Here is a 15,688-nt window from a genome sequence, read left to right on the forward strand (position 1 = left end):
CGCTCGGCTGTTGCGCATCGGCGCGTCAAGCGCGCGACGCGGGTTCGTCTGCGAGAAAGGCGTTGCGGAACGCGTCGAGATACCGGTCGGCGTCATCGCTGAATTCACCGAACAGCGCAAACGCACGTGCCAGCAGATCCTGGCCGAGCACGGCATAAGTTGCTTCGTCCGACAACAGCGCACGGATCGCGTCACGCGTTTGCGGCGAAGCGATGCGTTTCGCCTCTCGCGCGAGCAGCGCGGCAGCGGCGAGTCCCGGCTGGAACGCGTGGATCTCGAGCAGGTCCGGCGCGGCATCCCAGATACGTTCGCGATTGCCCGCGTCGTGAAAATTCCGCAGCAGGAACAGCAGGTCGTACGCATCGCTGTTCTGGCGCGCACGCCGGTCCTTCCAGGCGAGCAGCTTCAGTAGCGCCAGTGCCGGCAGGCTGGCCACCGGTACCACGGTGCGCGCATCGATCGACACAGGCAGTGCGGTGTCCACGGCTTCCTGAAACCCGAGCACGTTCAGCACGAATTCACCGTCGGGCGGCCATGCGATTTCGCCCGGAGGCGTTTCGAGCGGCCCGAACGGAACGAGATCCAGCTCCGTGCGGAAACCGTGCGCGCCACTTTCGAACAGCAGTTTCTGCTGCTGTTTCGGTGCGCGCGTGAACTGCCCGGTCGCGACAAGTGCCTCGACGAGTTGCGCGTGAAACGGCCAGCTCACCGCGCACACTGCGACGTCGACATCTCGCGTCGCGCGCACCGGCCGGATGCCGTGCACGTGCCACATCAGGATGTCGCGCGCGGTGGCGCCGGCGACCACGAACGCCGTGTCGAGGCGCGCGCAGGCCGAGCCGACGGCCTGCAGCAACGCGACCGCCGCGGGCTCCAGCGGCCGGCGTGCGTTGACCTCAAGCGGGCGGTTGGGCGAGGTATCGGTCATGGATGCGATCGGCGATGGAAAGATTGCGGCTGTCGCCGGACGCGACGAGATCCGCGTAGATCAGCAGCGGCGGTACGACCGGTACTTCCTGCTCGCGCCAGGCAAGCTCCGCGGACCGCGGCCAGAACGCTTCGACGATCTCGACATCGCCGCGCTCGTCCGGACGCAGGCGGCCCTGAAGCAGCAGCCGGTTCGACGCGGTGCCGTGCGTATAGACGGTGATCGCGGCGGGTTTCAGGCCGTGCGTCAGCAGGTCGGCTGCCGGCTCGCCGCCGAATCGCGCATCGAATGCCGCGAAATCTGCGCCGCGCCACCAGTCGGGCGCGAGGCTGGCAAACCGGCGGCTCGGTAGTTTCGCGCGCAAGCGGCTCGGATAGAGCGCGACCCATTCCTGCACGAAGCGCGGCCAGTCGGGCATCAGGCGCTCGCCGTTGCGGCGTTGCCCGACGAGGCCACGCGCGATCAGGTCGTCCATCGCGAGATTGACCGTACCGAGTGCGACGTCCGATGCAGCGGCGATCGCCCGATACGATTGCGCGACCAGGCCCGGCTGTGTCGCGAGTGCGAACATCACGGCCAGCCCCTTCGGCGTCGTCGCGCGCGACGCCTGTCGGCGCGGTGTGCGTGCGGGCTTCGGCCGGCCCGCGATCATCACGGTCGCCTCCGGTTCGATCAGGCATGCGTTGCCGGCGGTATCGAGAAACGGGATGCCCTGGTCGGTCAGGCCGGCGGCCAGTTCCGCCGAAAGATACGGTGCGACCAGCATCAGCGACCGTTCGCGGGGCGCTGCAGTGTCGCCGCGGCGGCGCAATTCCGCCAGCGCGCCCGCCAGCGATTCGACGCGCAGGCTGATGACGACCGGCATCTCGAATGCCTGCCCGGCAACGTCGAAGCGGATCATGGCGTCGGCGCGCGCCTTGCAGGCGGCCGGTACACGCACGGGCCGGGCACGAAAGCGCCGGGTCGAGCTTTCGAACGCGGCGCAGGCTTCGTCGAGCACGTGCTGTTCCGACACGGAGAGGGAAGTGTTCACGGGCATCAAAGGGAATCGCTTGTTCACCTTTTTGTCAGCGTACACAAAAAATGTACAAGCGTCAAAAAGTGAACAAGAATTCGCAAGATATTGATGTATCGGAACTATTTTTTGATTCTGAACGATAGTCACCGGGGCCCTCATGCGCAAGAAATCGATGGGTGGCACACAGTTTTGCGCGTTCGGCTTCCGCGCGGCAGTCGTCCGGATGGCCGGCTCGCGCGTGCCGCGCATCATGCCGAATATGGCAACCGCCGGTTGCTACCGCGACGACTTTCCATCTGCCCGGTTGCCGTCGAACCCACTATCCTTGCCTGCATATTCCCCCCAGGACAGGAGACGACACCGTGACGCACAGCGTGATTCCCGCAAGCCTCGCCGACGAAATGATCGAGATCCGGCACCGCATCCACGCCCACCCCGAGCTCGGCTTCGAGGAATTCGCGACGAGCGACCTCGTCGCGGAGCAACTGCAGTCGTGGGGCTACACGGTGCATCGCGGGCTGGGCGGCACGGGCGTCGTCGCGCAGTTGAAGGTCGGCAGCGGCGAACAGCGTCTCGGCCTGCGCGCCGACATGGACGCACTGCCGATCCACGAGGCCACGGGCCTGCCGTACGAAAGCAGGATCGCCGGCAAGATGCACGCGTGCGGCCACGACGGCCACACGGCGATGCTGCTCGCGGCCGCGAAGCACCTGGCGCGCGAGCGCCGCTTCTCCGGCACGCTGAACCTGATTTTCCAGCCGGCCGAGGAAGGGCTCGGCGGCGCGAAGAAAATGCTCGACGAAGGGCTGTTCGAGCTGTTCCCGTGTGACGCGATCTTCGCGATGCACAACATGCCCGGTTTCCCGACGGGCAAGTTCGGCTTCCTGCCGGGGTCGTTCATGGCGTCGTCGGATACGGTGATCGTCGACGTGCAGGGCCGGGGCGGCCACGGCGCGGTGCCGCACAAGGCGGTCGATTCGGTGGTCGTCTGCGCGCAGATCGTCATCGCGCTGCAGACGATCGTGTCGCGCAACGTGTCGCCGCTCGACATGGCGATCGTCACGGTCGGCGCGATCCACGCGGGCGAGGCGCCGAACGTGATTCCCGATCGCGCGCAGATGCGCCTGTCGGTGCGCGCGCTGAAGCCGGAAGTGCGCGACCTGCTCGAGACGCGCATCAAGGAAGTCGTGCATGCGCAGGCGGCCGTGTTCGGCGCGACCGCGACGATCGACTACCAGCGCCGCTACCCAGTGCTCGTCAACGATGCGGAAATGACCGCGTTCGCGCGCAACGTCGCCCGCGAGTGGGTGGGCGACGCGAACCTGATCGACGGGATGGTGCCGCTCACCGGCAGCGAGGATTTCGCGTTCCTGCTCGAGAAGCGGCCGGGCTGCTACCTGATCATCGGTAACGGCGACGGGGAGGGCGGCTGCATGGTGCACAACCCCGGCTACGACTTCAACGACGCGGCGCTGCCGACCGGCGCGTCGTACTGGGTGAAGCTGGCGGAGTCGTTCCTGGTTTGACAGCGGAAACGACGCTTACGGCGCGAGGCTCTGCATCGACAAAGTCGCCGCAACAGCGGAGCGCCGGAAGTACCAAACTTGGGAAAATGTTGGCCACATTGAAAGGAAAATGACTCATGTCGCAAAACACATCCGTTTCTCGGGGCGGCCACTTTGACGAATTCGTCGATACCCAAGTGCAATCGGGGCAATACGGTTCCACAAGCGACGTCGAACGAACCGGTTTGCGGCTTCTCGAATCACGCGACATGCAGGTGCGCGCATTGCAGGCAGCGTTGAAGGCCGGTGAGGTATCGGGAGCACCCAGGCCATTCGACCGCGAGGCCTTCCTGGCCCGCATGCGGGCGACGCATGACGGTTAAAGGCAGCTTCGGCCTGCCCCGCTGGCCGAACTCGATCTCGAAGACATTTGGCGCGATACCGTCGGGCGTGGGTCGCTCAAGCAAGCCGACCTTTACCACCGCGATCTGATCGGAACCATGGAAGCGCTGGCGCGCGGTGAAAAGGTCGGCCGGACTTGCATTGTTCGCGATGGATATTTCCGGTACGCCGTGGGCTCCCACGTCGTGTTCTATCGTGAAACGGAATACACGATCGATGTGATTCGGGTCCTGCATCAACGCATGGACATCGAACAACATTTGTAATCGCACAAGGCAGGCGTGTGATCGTTGCGACGGGGCATGCAATCCCGGTATGACTCGTGCGATCCCGAATCTAGAACGCTTCCCCGCTGAACAACGCCACGACCGCATCCGGATTCGACGGCCAGTACATGTGCATGTACGTCGCGACGATCGCATCGCAACAATAGACGGCTTCGCCGTAGCCCGCCGCGCCATCGGGACGCGCGGCATGCGCGACCGGTTCCAGCGGCGTCGCGAGCCGCGAGTAGTGGAACGTATGCCCTCGCATCGTCCCGCTGCGCGTGTCGAGCTGCTGCATGCCGAGCGCCGCGAACCGGCGCTGCATCGTCGCCTGACCCGGCAAGAGTCCAAGCATCGGCGTCGTCACGCCGTCGACATCGGTCAGCGATTCACAGAGATACACCATCCCCCCGCATTCCGCGACGATCGGCCGGCCGGCCGCTGCGTGCGCACGAATCGACCGCGCGGTCGCGGCATTCGCCGCGAGTGCCGCCGCATGCAATTCAGGATAGCCGCCCGGCAGGAACAGTGCGTCGCAGTCGTCCGGCACGGGTTCGTCGGCGAGCGGCGAGAAGAATCGCACCTGCGCACCGAGCGTGTCGAGCAACGCGAGATTCGCCGGATAGATGAACGAAAAAGCCGCATCGCGCGCCACCGCGATCCGCTTGCCGGCAAGCACACGCGGCAGCGGCGCCGCTGCATCCGGTTCCGCGAACGCAACGGCCGGCGGCAATTCGGCAAGCGCCGTTTGCGCGAGCACGTCGGCCGCGCGATCGAGCCGCGCGTCGAGATCGTCGATGTCGCCCGGCTGATGCAGGCCGAGATGCCGCTCCGGCAGCGCGATGCCCGCATCGGCCGGCACGTGCCCGAGCCAGCGCAAGTCGTCGGGCAGCGCCTGTTGCAGCAGTTCCGCATGCCGGGCCGACCCGACGCGATTCGCCAGCACGCCGTGAAACGGCAGCCCCGGCCGGAACCGCGCGAGCCCGAACGCGATCGCCGCGAACGTCTGCGCCATCGACTTCGCCGAAATCACCGCGACGACCGGCACGCCGAACGCGGCCGCGAGGTCGGCGCTGCTCGGCGTGCCGTCGAACAGCCCCATCACGCCTTCGATCAGGATCAGGTCCGCGTCGCGCGCGGCGTCGGCCAGCAGCGCGCGGCAGCCGGCCTCGCCGACCATCCCGAGGTCGAGCGCATGCACGGGCGCGCCGCTCGCGCGCGCCAGCAGCATCGGATCGAGAAAATCGGGCCCGGTCTTGAACACGCGCACGCGCCGGCCGAGCCGGCGGTGCAGCCGCGCCAGGCCCGCCGTCACCGACGTCTTGCCCTGGCCCGACGCGGGCGCACTGACGAACAGCGCGGGGCAGGCGGGCATGCTCAGAACTCCACGCCGCGCTGCGCCTTCACGCCTTGCTCCTTGTACGGATGCTTGACGAGCCGCATTTCGGTGACGAGGTCGGCCGCGTCGATCAGCGCATCGGGCGCATGCCGCCCGGTCACGACGACGTGCACCGACTCGGGCCGCGCAGTCAGCGTCGCGAGCACTTCGTCGAGCGGCAGGTATTCGTACTTCAGCACCGTGTTCAGCTCGTCGAGGATCACCATCCGGTAATCGCCGCTCTCGATCATCCGGCGCGCCTCGTCCCAGCCCTTGCGCGCGGTCGCGATGTCGGCGTCGCGGTTCTGCGTGTTCCACGTGTAGCCGTCGCCCATCGTCACGAAGTCGCATTCGGCCACCGCGCCGAGGAAGTCGCGCTCGGACGTGTGCAGCGCGCCCTTGATGAACTGCACGACACCGAGCCGCATGCCGTGGCCGAGCACGCGCACGGCCATGCCGAACGCGGCCGTGCTCTTGCCCTTGCCGTTGCCGGTGTTGACGATCAGCAGGCCCTTTTCGTTGACGGCGGCGGCCTGCTTCTTCTCGTGGCCGGCACGGCGGCGTTCGGTCATCCGTTGATGGGATTCGGCGTCGGTTTTCATCGGATTCGTCCTGTCGAAAGAAAGCGAAACAAAAGGTTCAGAGCGGGCCGGCGAGTGCGACCGTCACGCCGTCCCGGATGGATTTGGGGCCCAGCAGCCGGCCGTGCGGCGCCGCGAGCTGCGCGCACGGCTCGGCCACGCCCGCGACGCCGAAGCGGGCGAGCGCGGCGGCCGACGGGCCGCTCGCGGCCAGTTCCGGGCGGCTCGCGAGTTGCGCCGCATCGAACGCGACGAGCGGCCAGCCGCGTCGCGCGCAGAGCGTGCGCAGCGCGCGGGCACGCGCCTTGTCCGCGAGCGTGGCCACGAGCGCGGGTTCGGCGGCCGGGTACGGCATCAGCGCCGCGCGGATCGCGGCATCGAGTTGCGCGGCCGTCACGCCCGCACGAAAACCGATGCCGAGTGCGACACGCATCATGCGCCGCCGCCGAGCGCGGCCCGTACCGCGGGATCGTCGGCGAACGCCGCGACGCGGCCGATCACGATGATCGCCGGCGAACCGATGCCGGTCGTGCCGATGCGTTCGACGAGCGTGTCGAGTGTCGCGAGCACGTGCCGCTGTTCGGCGCGCGTCGCGTTCTCGATCGCCGCGCACGGCGTCTCGCCGGGCAGGCCGCCATCGCGCAGCGCGGTGGCAATCGCGTCGAGCCGGCGGATGCCCATGTAGATGACGATCGTCATGCGCGTGGCCGCTAGCGCGCGCCAGTCGGGTTCGTCGGCACCCGCGCCGTGGCCCGTGACGAAGATCACGCCCTGCGCGTCGCCGCGCTGGGTGACCGGGATGCCGATTGCGGCCGGCGCGGCGATGCCCGCGGTGACGCCGTTCACGACCTCGACCGGGAATCCCGCCGCGCCGAGCGCGGCCAGCTCCTCGCCGCCGCGGCCGAACACGAATGGATCACCGCCCTTGAGCCGCGCGACGCTGCGGCCCGCGCGCAGATGCGCGAGCATCGCGGCGACGATCGTCTCCTGCGGCGTCGAGGCATGACCGCCGCGCTTGCCGACGTGCTCGATGTGCGCATCGGCGCGCGCATGGCGCAGCACGTCGGGATTCACGAGATCGTCGACGAGCAGCACGTCCGCCGCGCCGATCGCATGGACGGCCTTGAGCGTCAGCAGGTCGGCGTCGCCGGGGCCGGCGCCGACGAGCCAGGCGCGGCTCATCGGGCGCGGCACGGCGTGCACCGTGTCGTCACAGTGGAAAAGGGCAGGCGAGCGGCACGGCGGCGGCCAGCGGACAGGAAACGCATGACGGATCGAACGAAGCCCGCGCGGACGCGGGTGGAATGCGCACCCCATCCGTCCCCCGCGGATCGGGCGTTCGGCGAGCGTCGGGCTCGCCCCTTGCGTCGGCCGGTATCCGGGCTGGCCGCTTGCCAGGCCGCAGCCTTCCCGCCCGGCTGACGGGCAGTGGCATCGTGGGCGGCCTGGGCGCGTGCGCGGGGAAGCGCGTCGCGCGGGCGGCGTACCGTTGCGGGGACAGCACAGGCCGGGCGGGGGTCCGCCTCCTGTTTCCCGTTTAACTGCACGCGCGGAATGCGCATGCGGGCACCGAACGCGGCGCTACGATAGCACAGCGACTCCCCCGCGCGAACCGCCGCGCACGGCTTCCGGCCACACGCGGCGGCGATCCGGAACCGGGCCCGGCGGCCCGCTCCGCCTTGACGCTCCCCGCACCGCCGCCTACACTCGCACGCGTTTTGGTGCTCGCGCGCGCCGCTCCGGTGCGCGCAGTTAAACGGGAAACAGGGAGCCTGCCTGCGCCGCAGTCGAGCCAACCTGTGCTGCCCCCGCAACGGTAAGCGAACGCGTCGCGCGAGAAGCGCCACGCAACGCCGCTTCGCCGCATGCCGCGCGCATGCGGACGACCGCCACTGGATGCCGTGCATCCGGGAAGGCGAAGCGGCGTGTTCGTCAGCCCGGATACCGGCCGAAACATTGGGGTTCAGCGCCGCGGGGAGGCGGCGCATCGTCCACGGCCGCAGCCGGCCCGACGCCCGCGTATTGCCCGCTTCCTCCACCGATCCGTCCCCGCGAACCCGCACCGGCCGGCCGGCGTGGCGAATGGCAGGCAGCGCGAGCCGGGCCGGCGGCAGCCGTGTTGGCATTCACGATGTCGACCGTTCGCAAGGAAGCACCATGTCCGATTCGTCGTCCCGCCCGTCCCGCGACTGTCCGTGCGGATCGCGCGGCGGCATGCCCGCGATCCGCCAGATGAACTGCCACGCCGCCCTCGACGCGACGATCCCGGGCTGATTCCATTTTCGACACAGGACCTACCATGACCCTACGCAAGCTTCCCGTCACGATCGTCACGGGCTTTCTCGGCAGCGGCAAGACGACGCTGATGCGCCACATCCTGCAGCACGCCGAAGGCCGCCGCATCGCGGTGATCGTCAACGAATTCGGCGAGCTCGGCATCGACGGCGAAATCCTCAAGGGCTGCGGCATCGGCTGCGAGGATGCCGACGGCGCGCAGGGCGAAGCGGCGGGCCAGCTGTACGAACTCGCGAACGGCTGCCTGTGCTGCACCGTGCAGGAAGAGTTCTATCCGGTGATGGAAGCGCTCGTCGAGCGCCGCGCGGACATCGACCACGTACTGATCGAGACGTCGGGCCTCGCGCTGCCGAAGCCGCTCGTGCAGGCGTTCAACTGGCCGACGATCCGCAACAGCTTCACGGTCGACGCGGTCGTGACCGTGGTCGACGGGCCGGCTGCCGCCAGCGGCCAGTTCGCGGAAAACCCGCAGGCGGTCGACGCGCAGCGCCGCGCCGATCCGAACCTCGACCACGAATCGCCGCTGCACGAGCTGTTCGCCGATCAGCTGTCGTCCGCCGACCTCGTGATCGTGAACAAGGCCGATCTCGTCGGCGACGCCGAGTTCGCGCAGATCGAAACCGCGATTCGCGAAGAAATCCCGCCGCAGGTGAAAATCGTGCGCGCGACGCGCGGCGAGCTGGATCTCGCGATGCTGCTCGGCCTCGAATCGGCGTCGGAAGAAACGATCCACGTGCGTCACGACCATCACGGCTCGGCCGACGACGGCGATCACGATCACCATCACGACGATTTCGACTCGGTGGTCGTGTCGGGTGACGCCGGCACGCGCGAAGCGACGATCGCCGCGCTGCAGCGCGTCGTCGAAGCGCACACGATCTACCGCGCAAAAGGCTTCGCCGCGCTGCCCGGCGCGCCGATGCGGCTCGTGATCCAGGGCGTCGGCCGCCGCTTCGACAGCTATTTCGACCGTCGCTGGCAAGACGGCGAAACGCGCGCGAGCCGCTTCGTGCTGATCGGCGAGGATCTCGACGCGGCCGCGCTGCAACGCGCGTTCGACGCCGCGTGCGCGGCCGAGCCGCAACAGGCGTAACGCACGATGCATCTGCTGCGCACCACGCCGGGCGGCTTCGTCGACGATACGCAGGGCGTCGTCCGGATCGACCAGCAACCGGCCGACATCGTGATCCTGAGCTCGGCCGACACGACGTTGTCGCTGCTCGCGAGCGTCGTGCCGCATCTGCCGGCCGGCTTTCCGAGCGTGCGGCTCGCGAACGTCACGTTCCTGCGGCAGCCGGCGTCGGTCGACTTCTATGTAGACGACGTGCTGCAGCACGCGAAGTCGGTCGTGATCGATCATCTCGGCGGCGAGGCGTACTGGCCGTACGGGATCGAGCAGGCCGTGTCGCTCGCGTCGAAGCGCGGGCAGCCGCTCGCGATGTTCTCGGGCGACCTGCAGGAAGACCCGAACCTCGTCGCGAAAAGCACCGTCGCGCCCGACCTGTGCCGGCTGTGGTGGCGCTACCTGCGTGAAGGCGGCGTGCACAACGCCGAGGCGCTGCTGCGCAGCATCGCCTTCCACACGCTCGGCTTCGGCGACGAACCCGAATTGCCGCGCCCGCTGCCGGCCGCCGCGCTGTATCACCCGGCGCGCGACCGCGCGAGCGTCGACGACTGGCGGCCGCGCTGGACGCCCGGCGCGCCCGTCGTCGCGATCCTGTTCTATCGCGCGCACTGGCAGGCCGCGAACACGGCCGTGTTCGACGCGCTGGCCGACGCGCTCATCGACGAAGGGCTGAATCCGCTGCCGATCGCGGTCACGTCGCTGAAGGACGCGGTGAGCCGCGAAGTCATCACGCAGCTCTGCGACACGCACGGCGTCGCGCTCGTGCTGAACACGACCGCGTTCGCGGCCGGCGCGATCGACAGCCCCGAGCACGACGTGCTCGCCGGCGACGCGCCGGTACTGCAGGTGATCCTGTCCGGCGGCAATCGCGACGCGTGGGTGGCCGACAACCAGGGCCTGCATGCGCGCGACATCGCGATGCACATCGCGCTGCCCGAGGTCGACGGCCGCATCGTCACGCGTGCGGTGAGCTTCAAGGGGCTCGCGTACCGCTGCCCGCACACCGAGGTCGACGTCGTGCGCTACCAGCCGGATGCCGAGCGGATCGCGTTCGTCGCGGCGCTTGCGCGCGGCTGGTGCCGGCTGCGCACGCTCGATAACGCCGACAAGCGCGTCGCGCTGATTCTCGCGAACTATCCGCAAAGCGAAGGGCGGATCGGCAACGGGGTCGGGCTCGACACGCCGGCGTCCGCGCTGCGCGTGCTCGCGGCGCTGCGCGACGCGGGCTACGCGGTGGCCGACCTGCCGCCCGACGGCGACGCGCTGATCGCGCGGCTCACCGAAGGCGTGACCAACGACGCGGCCGTGCATGCGTTGCGCCCCGCATTCCAGAGCTTCCCGCTGGCCGACTACGTCGCGCGTTTCGCGCGGCTGCCGACGGCCGTGCGCGACGCGCTGAACGAACGCTGGGGGCCGCCCGAAGCCGACCCGACGCTGCGGCAAGGCCGTTTCACGATCGCCGGCTGGCGCGCGGGCAACGTGTTCGTCGGCATCCAGCCGTCGCGCTCGCGCGGCGAGAACGACTACGCGAGCTACCACGACGCGGATCTCGTGCCGCCGCACGCGTATCTCGCGTTCTATTTCTGGCTGCGCGATGCGTACCGCATCGACGCGGTCATCCACCTCGGCAAGCACGGCAACCTCGAATGGCTGCCGGGCAAGAGCGTCGCGCTGTCCGACGCGTGCTGGCCGGACCTGACGCTCGGGCCGCTGCCGCACCTGTATCCGTTCATCGTCAACGATCCGGGCGAGGGCAGCCAGGCGAAGCGGCGCGCGCAGGCCGTGATCATCGATCACCTGATGCCGCCGCTCACGCGCGCGGAAAACTACGGCCCGCTGCAGGATCTCGAGCGGCAGGTCGACGAATACTACGAAGCGCTGATGGTCGATGCGCGGCGCGCGAAGCTGCTGCGCAAGACGATTCTCGCGACGATCGCCGAGCACCGGCTGCACGACGAACTGAGCGTGTCGCCGCCGCGCGACGCGGGCGACGAGGATGCGCTGCTCACGCGCGTCGACGCGTGGCTGTGCGAACTGAAGGAAGCGCAGATTCGCGACGGGCTGCATGTGTTCGGCGCGTCGCCGATCGATCGTCAGCGGCGCGACACGCTGCTCGCGCTCGCGCGCTTTCCGGTGGGCGACGGCAAGGGCGCACGCGCCGGGCTGATCGGTGCGCTGGCGCGCGATCTCGCACTCGGCGACGACTTCGATCCGCTCGCGGCCGATTGGGCCGCGCCGTGGGTTGGCCCGCGTCCGGCGATCCTGCAGGCGCTCGACGCATCGCCGTGGCGCCACGCGGGCGATACGCGCGAGCGGCTCGAACGGCTCGCGCAGCAATGGCTCGACGGGCTGTGCGCAGCGGACGGCGGCAACACCGGCACGGACGCGACACCGCCCGGCGATTGGCCGCACACGCTCGCCGTGATCGAGCGCGTCCGCGCGACGCTGCTGCCCGCGCTCGACGCGTGCGGCGGCGAGGAAATGCGCCAGCTGCTGCGCGGGCTCGACGGCCGCTTCGTGCCGCCGGGGCCGAGCGGCTCGCCGTCGCGCGGCCGCCCGGACGTACTGCCGACCGGCCGCAATTTCTATTCGGTCGATACACGCGCGGTGCCAACGCAGGCCGCATGGTCGCTCGGCCTGAAATCCGCGCAGCAACTGATCGAGCGTCATCTGCAGGATCACGGCGACTATCCGCGCGCGATCGGCCTGTCGGTCTGGGGCACGGCGACGATGCGCACGGGCGGCGACGACATCGCGCAGGCGTTCGCGCTGCTCGGCGTGCGGCCGAAATGGGTGCACGGCAGCCATCGCGTGACCGACTTCGAGATCCTGCCGATCGAGATCTTCGACCGGCCGCGCATCGACGTGACGCTGCGCGTGTCGGGGTTCTTCCGCGACGCGTTCCCGAACCTGATGCACCTGTTCGACGCGGCCGTGCAGGCGGTGGCCGCGCTCGACGAACCCGAGGCACTGAACCCGATCCGCGCGCGCATCGAGCGCGAACGCGAGAAATGGGTCGCGCAGGGCGTGGCGCCGGACGAAGCGCGACGCCGCGCCGGCTGGCGCGTGTTCGGCGCGCGGCCGGGCAGCTACGGCGCGGGCCTGCAGGACCTGATCGACCAGCGCCGCTGGCAGACCGACGCCGATCTCGCCGATGCCTACCGCCAGTGGGGCGGCCATGCGTATGCGCAGAACAGCGCGGGCGACGCCGCGGCCGACGTGTTCGGCGAGCGGCTCGCGACGATCGACGTCGTCGTGCAGAACCAGGACAGCCGCGAGCACGACATCCTCGATTCGAACGACTATTACCAGTTCCAGGGCGGGATGACGGCGGCCGTGCGGCACCTGTCCGGGCAGCAGCCGAGCATCTACCACGGCGACCATGCGAACCCGGTCGCGCCGAAGATGCGCACGCTGCGCGAGGAAATCGCGCGCGTGATCCGCTCGCGCGTCGTCAACCCGAAATGGCTCGACGGCGTGAAGCGCCATGGTTACAAGGGCGCGGCCGAGCTGGCCGCGACGGTCGATTACCTGTACGGCTATGACGCGACCGCGCGCGTGCTGTCCGACCATCAATACGCGCTCGTCGCCGACGCGTACCTGTTCGACGACGCCACCCGTGCGTTCCTCGAACGGCACAACCCGAAGGCGCTGCACGGCATCTGCGAACGCTTCGTCGAGGCGATGCAGCGCGGCCTGTGGCAGCAGCCGGGCGACTATCGCGAGCGGATCGAAGCGGTCTGGCTCGCGAGCGAACAACTCCAGGAAGGGGGACGGCGATGACCGATCCGACGACGCACCGCGCCCGCGCGGTTTTTCCGTTTGCGGCGCTCGTCGCGCAGGACGCATTGCAGCAGGCGCTGCTGCTCGCCGCGATCGACCCGTCGCTCGGCGGCATGCTCGTGAGCGGGCCGCGCGGCACCGCGAAATCGACCGCGGCGCGCGGCCTGGCGGAACTGTTGCCCGAAGGGCAGTTCGTCACGCTGCCGCTGTCGGCGAGCGACGAGCAGGTGACGGGTACGCTCGATCTCGCGCATGCACTCGCCGAAAACGGCGTGCGCTTCCGGCCGGGCCTGCTTGCACGGGCGCATCTCGGCGTGCTGTACGTCGACGAAGTGAACCTGCTCGCCGACGGGCTCGTCGACACGCTGCTCGACGTCGCCGCGAGCGGCGTGAACATCGTCGAGCGCGATGGCGTGTCGCACGCGCATGATGCGCGCTTCGTGCTGATCGGTACGATGAATCCGGAGGAGGGCGAGCTGCGTCCGCAGTTGCTCGACCGCTTCGGTTTGATGGTCGAGCTGGAGAACTGCTTCGACGCCGCGCAGCGCGAGCGGATCGTGAAGGCGCGGCTTGCATTCGATCTCGATCCGGACGCATTCCGCGCCCGTCATGCGTCCGCGCAACGCGAACTCGGCGACCGGATTCATGCGGCACGCGCACGGCTCGCGGCGCTCGACTTCGACGATACGGTTCATGCGCGCGTCAGCGCACTGTGCATCGACGCGGCCGTCGACGGGCTGCGTGCCGATCTCGTGATGCTGCGCGCGGCGCGTGCGCTCGCCGCGCTGGAGCAGGCGGATGCGGTGACGGTGTCGCATGTGGAGCGGGTGGCCGACGCGGTGCTGCGGCACCGGCGCCACGCGGGGACACCGCCGTCGTCCGGCGCGCCGCAACCCAACGACGAACGCGACGGTCGCTCTGCGCACGATGCGCGCGATCGCCCCAACGATTCACCGGGTGCCGCGCAAAGCAATGCCACGGCATCCCAGGGCGACTGGGGCTACCTGCCACCCGAGCCGGCCGGGCTGCGCGACGTGAAAGGCGTGGTGCCGCTACCGCTAAAAAAACGCTGAGCCATCGAGCCGGCGCCGCCGCGAACACCGTTCGCGGTCCTCGATGGCAATCAGGCGCAGCCGCGCGCGTGCCGGGCATGGTGCGCGCCGGCACGGCCGTGGCGTGGCCGGCGACGCTCGCCGCGAAGCGCGGCGGCCCGCTGCAGCGCCACCATCTGCGCTTTCGCCAACGCGCCGGCACGCCGGACGCACTGCATTGCTTCGTGCTCGACTGCTCGGCGTCGATGCTGTCGCACGAGCGGCTCGCACTGGCGAAGGGGCTGATCGTCGCGTATTTCGACCAGGCCGCGCGCGACCGTATCGAAACCGCGCTGATCTGTTTCGGCGGCCATGGCGCCGTGCGCCGCTTCGGCCCGGCCGTGCCGCGCTGGTGGAATGCGCGCTGGCTTGAACCGGTCGAAGGCGGCGGCGGCACGCCGCTCGCGGACGGCATCGCGGCCGCCGCGCAATTGCTCGCACGCGCGGCGCGGCGCGCGCCGGCCAAGCAGCGCTGGCTGTGGGTGCTGTCCGACGGCCGCACGCGCGAGACGCCCGCGAAACCCGCGGCGGCCGATCACGTCGTGTTCGTCGACTTCGACGACGCGGCCGTGCGGATCGGGCAGGGCGCGCGGCTGGCCGCGGCGTGGGGCGCGCAGTGGGTGACGGCCGACGCACTGTGCACGGGCCGCGCCGGCTGAGGGCCGGCCGGCGGTGCGCTATGATCGCCGCTTCTGCTTCAACCCTTTGGAACAACCTGCCATGCAAGTACTGGTCGATGCCGACGCGTGTCCCGCCGTCATCAAGGACATGCTGTTTCGCGCCGCGCGTCGTGCCGAAATCTGCGTGACGCTGGTCGCGAACCAGTTTCTGCGCACGCCGCCGTCGCCGTTCATCAAGGCGGTGCAGGTGCCGGCCGGTTTCGACGTGGCCGATGCGCGCATCGTCGAGCTGGTGGAAGCGGGCGACCTCGTGATCACCGCCGACATTCCGCTGGCCGCCGCCGTGCTCGACAAGGGCGCGCATGCGCTCGACCCGCGCGGCAACTGGTTCGGCCGCGAGAACATCGAGGAACGCCTGTCGACGCGCGCGATGATGGATCAGTTGCGCAGCGCGGGCATCGACACGGGCGGGCCGGCGCCGTTCAGCGCACGCGACGGCAAGGCGTTTGCCGCGCAGTTCGACCGGTTCCTGGCGCGACAGGGCAAGCCTTGAGGGTGTGTCGCGGCCGCCGCGTGTCGTGATCGCCCTGCGCGGGGCGACACCTGCGCGCCATGCGCTATATCACCGAATCCGCATTCAATCGCGCGCATCGCCGCTGCGAGGATGCAGATTTGTCCCTACGCTGCTATCGTGG

The 15,688-nt window shown here is 69.4% G+C and carries 14 protein-coding genes and 2 riboswitches; of the genes, 8 read left to right on the forward strand and 6 right to left on the reverse strand.

The genetic code is table 11. From position 1 onward, the window contains the following. Positions 1-25 precede the first annotated feature (25 nt). Positions 26-928 carry a nucleotidyl transferase AbiEii/AbiGii toxin family protein gene (locus tag CFB39_RS08825; RefSeq protein WP_089472761.1) on the reverse strand — a complete coding sequence of 301 codons (903 nt, stop codon included), beginning with the start codon at positions 926-928 and terminating at the stop codon, positions 26-28. After that, positions 897-1,967 (reverse strand): type IV toxin-antitoxin system AbiEi family antitoxin, encoded by a 1,071-nt coding sequence (locus CFB39_RS08830; protein WP_089472762.1) that lies wholly within the window; start codon positions 1,965-1,967, stop codon positions 897-899. The genes CFB39_RS08825 and CFB39_RS08830 overlap by 32 nt, the downstream gene beginning before the upstream one ends. A gap of 341 nt (positions 1,968-2,308) precedes the next feature. Between CFB39_RS08830 and CFB39_RS08835 the strand changes: the two genes are divergently transcribed. The 3 genes from CFB39_RS08835 to CFB39_RS08845 all read left to right on the forward strand — a co-directional run bounded on the left by CFB39_RS08835 (position 2,309) and on the right by CFB39_RS08845 (position 4,119). After that, entirely contained in the window at positions 2,309-3,472 is a 1,164-nt protein-coding gene (locus CFB39_RS08835; protein ID WP_089472763.1) for a M20 aminoacylase family protein, read from the forward strand. Between the two features lie 116 nt (positions 3,473-3,588). Further along, the gene (locus CFB39_RS08840; RefSeq protein WP_089472764.1) at positions 3,589-3,834 is read left to right on the forward strand and encodes a type II toxin-antitoxin system ParD family antitoxin; all 246 of its coding nucleotides are present in this window, start codon (positions 3,589-3,591) and stop codon (positions 3,832-3,834) included. A 45-nt stretch (positions 3,835-3,879) separates the two neighbouring features. After that, positions 3,880-4,119, forward strand: a complete 240-nt coding sequence (locus CFB39_RS08845; protein ID WP_256991399.1) for a type II toxin-antitoxin system RelE/ParE family toxin — start codon at positions 3,880-3,882, stop codon at positions 4,117-4,119. Positions 4,120-4,189: 70 nt separating this feature from the next. Here the strand turns inward: CFB39_RS08845 and CFB39_RS08850 are convergent, their stop codons facing one another. Genes CFB39_RS08850 through cobA form a run of 4 tightly spaced genes read right to left on the reverse strand, consistent with a single transcriptional unit; the run spans position 4,190 to position 7,260 of the window. Next, complete coding sequence (locus CFB39_RS08850; protein WP_089472766.1) at positions 4,190-5,494, reverse strand: cobyrinate a,c-diamide synthase; 1,305 nt, start codon at positions 5,492-5,494, stop codon at positions 4,190-4,192. A gap of 2 nt (positions 5,495-5,496) precedes the next feature. Further along, entirely contained in the window at positions 5,497-6,099 is a 603-nt protein-coding gene (cobO, locus tag CFB39_RS08855; RefSeq protein WP_089425397.1) for a cob(I)yrinic acid a,c-diamide adenosyltransferase, read from the reverse strand. A 37-nt stretch (positions 6,100-6,136) separates the two neighbouring features. Next, a complete protein-coding gene (locus CFB39_RS08860) occupies positions 6,137-6,514 on the reverse strand; it encodes a cobalamin biosynthesis protein (protein WP_089456203.1) in 378 nt (125 codons plus the stop codon). Continuing rightward, complete coding sequence (gene cobA, locus CFB39_RS08865) at positions 6,511-7,260, reverse strand: uroporphyrinogen-III C-methyltransferase (protein WP_089473255.1); 750 nt, start codon at positions 7,258-7,260, stop codon at positions 6,511-6,513. The genes CFB39_RS08860 and cobA overlap by 4 nt, the downstream gene beginning before the upstream one ends. A gap of 169 nt (positions 7,261-7,429) precedes the next feature. Continuing rightward, a riboswitch (cobalamin riboswitch) is annotated at positions 7,430-7,667 on the reverse strand. Between the two features lie 113 nt (positions 7,668-7,780). After that, positions 7,781-8,046: riboswitch (cobalamin riboswitch) on the forward strand. A gap of 331 nt (positions 8,047-8,377) precedes the next feature. Here cobA and cobW point away from each other — a divergent pair. From cobW to CFB39_RS08890, 5 genes are all read left to right on the forward strand, one after another. Continuing rightward, a complete protein-coding gene (gene cobW / locus CFB39_RS08870; protein WP_089472767.1) occupies positions 8,378-9,466 on the forward strand; it encodes a cobalamin biosynthesis protein CobW in 1,089 nt (362 codons plus the stop codon). 6 nt (positions 9,467-9,472) lie between these two features. Further along, the gene (gene cobN, locus CFB39_RS08875) at positions 9,473-13,282 is read left to right on the forward strand and encodes a cobaltochelatase subunit CobN (protein WP_089472768.1); all 3,810 of its coding nucleotides are present in this window, start codon (positions 9,473-9,475) and stop codon (positions 13,280-13,282) included. After that, a complete protein-coding gene (locus tag CFB39_RS08880) occupies positions 13,279-14,355 on the forward strand; it encodes an ATP-binding protein (RefSeq protein ID WP_089472769.1) in 1,077 nt (358 codons plus the stop codon). The genes cobN and CFB39_RS08880 overlap by 4 nt, the downstream gene beginning before the upstream one ends. A 68-nt stretch (positions 14,356-14,423) precedes the next feature. Next, a complete protein-coding gene (locus tag CFB39_RS08885; RefSeq protein ID WP_089472770.1) occupies positions 14,424-15,032 on the forward strand; it encodes a VWA domain-containing protein in 609 nt (202 codons plus the stop codon). Between the two features lie 61 nt (positions 15,033-15,093). Further along, the gene (locus CFB39_RS08890) at positions 15,094-15,546 is read left to right on the forward strand and encodes a YaiI/YqxD family protein (RefSeq protein WP_089472771.1); all 453 of its coding nucleotides are present in this window, start codon (positions 15,094-15,096) and stop codon (positions 15,544-15,546) included. Positions 15,547-15,688: the final 142 nt, after the last annotated feature.

The organism is Burkholderia sp. AU6039, from assembly GCF_002223365.1.
Taxonomy (GTDB): Bacteria; Pseudomonadota; Gammaproteobacteria; order Burkholderiales; family Burkholderiaceae; genus Burkholderia.

Excerpts from the sequence above, each read along its gene's own strand:
- CFB39_RS08825 (WP_089472761.1), bottom strand. The coding sequence starts at position 928 with ATGACCGATACCTCGCCCAACCGCCCGCTTGAGGTCAACGCACGCCGG.
- CFB39_RS08830 (WP_089472762.1), bottom strand. The coding sequence starts at position 1,967 with ATGCCCGTGAACACTTCCCTCTCCGTGTCGGAACAGCACGTGCTCGAC.
- CFB39_RS08840 (WP_089472764.1), top strand. The coding sequence starts at position 3,589 with ATGTCGCAAAACACATCCGTTTCTCGGGGCGGCCACTTTGACGAATTC.
- CFB39_RS08850 (WP_089472766.1), bottom strand. The coding sequence starts at position 5,494 with ATGCCCGCCTGCCCCGCGCTGTTCGTCAGTGCGCCCGCGTCGGGCCAG.
- cobO (WP_089425397.1), bottom strand. The coding sequence starts at position 6,099 with ATGAAAACCGACGCCGAATCCCATCAACGGATGACCGAACGCCGCCGT.
- CFB39_RS08860 (WP_089456203.1), bottom strand. The coding sequence starts at position 6,514 with ATGATGCGTGTCGCACTCGGCATCGGTTTTCGTGCGGGCGTGACGGCC.
- cobA (WP_089473255.1), bottom strand. The coding sequence starts at position 7,260 with ATGAGCCGCGCCTGGCTCGTCGGCGCCGGCCCCGGCGACGCCGACCTG.
- cobW (WP_089472767.1), top strand. The coding sequence starts at position 8,378 with ATGACCCTACGCAAGCTTCCCGTCACGATCGTCACGGGCTTTCTCGGC.
- cobN (WP_089472768.1), top strand. The coding sequence starts at position 9,473 with ATGCATCTGCTGCGCACCACGCCGGGCGGCTTCGTCGACGATACGCAG.
- CFB39_RS08880 (WP_089472769.1), top strand. The coding sequence starts at position 13,279 with ATGACCGATCCGACGACGCACCGCGCCCGCGCGGTTTTTCCGTTTGCG.
- CFB39_RS08890 (WP_089472771.1), top strand. The coding sequence starts at position 15,094 with ATGCAAGTACTGGTCGATGCCGACGCGTGTCCCGCCGTCATCAAGGAC.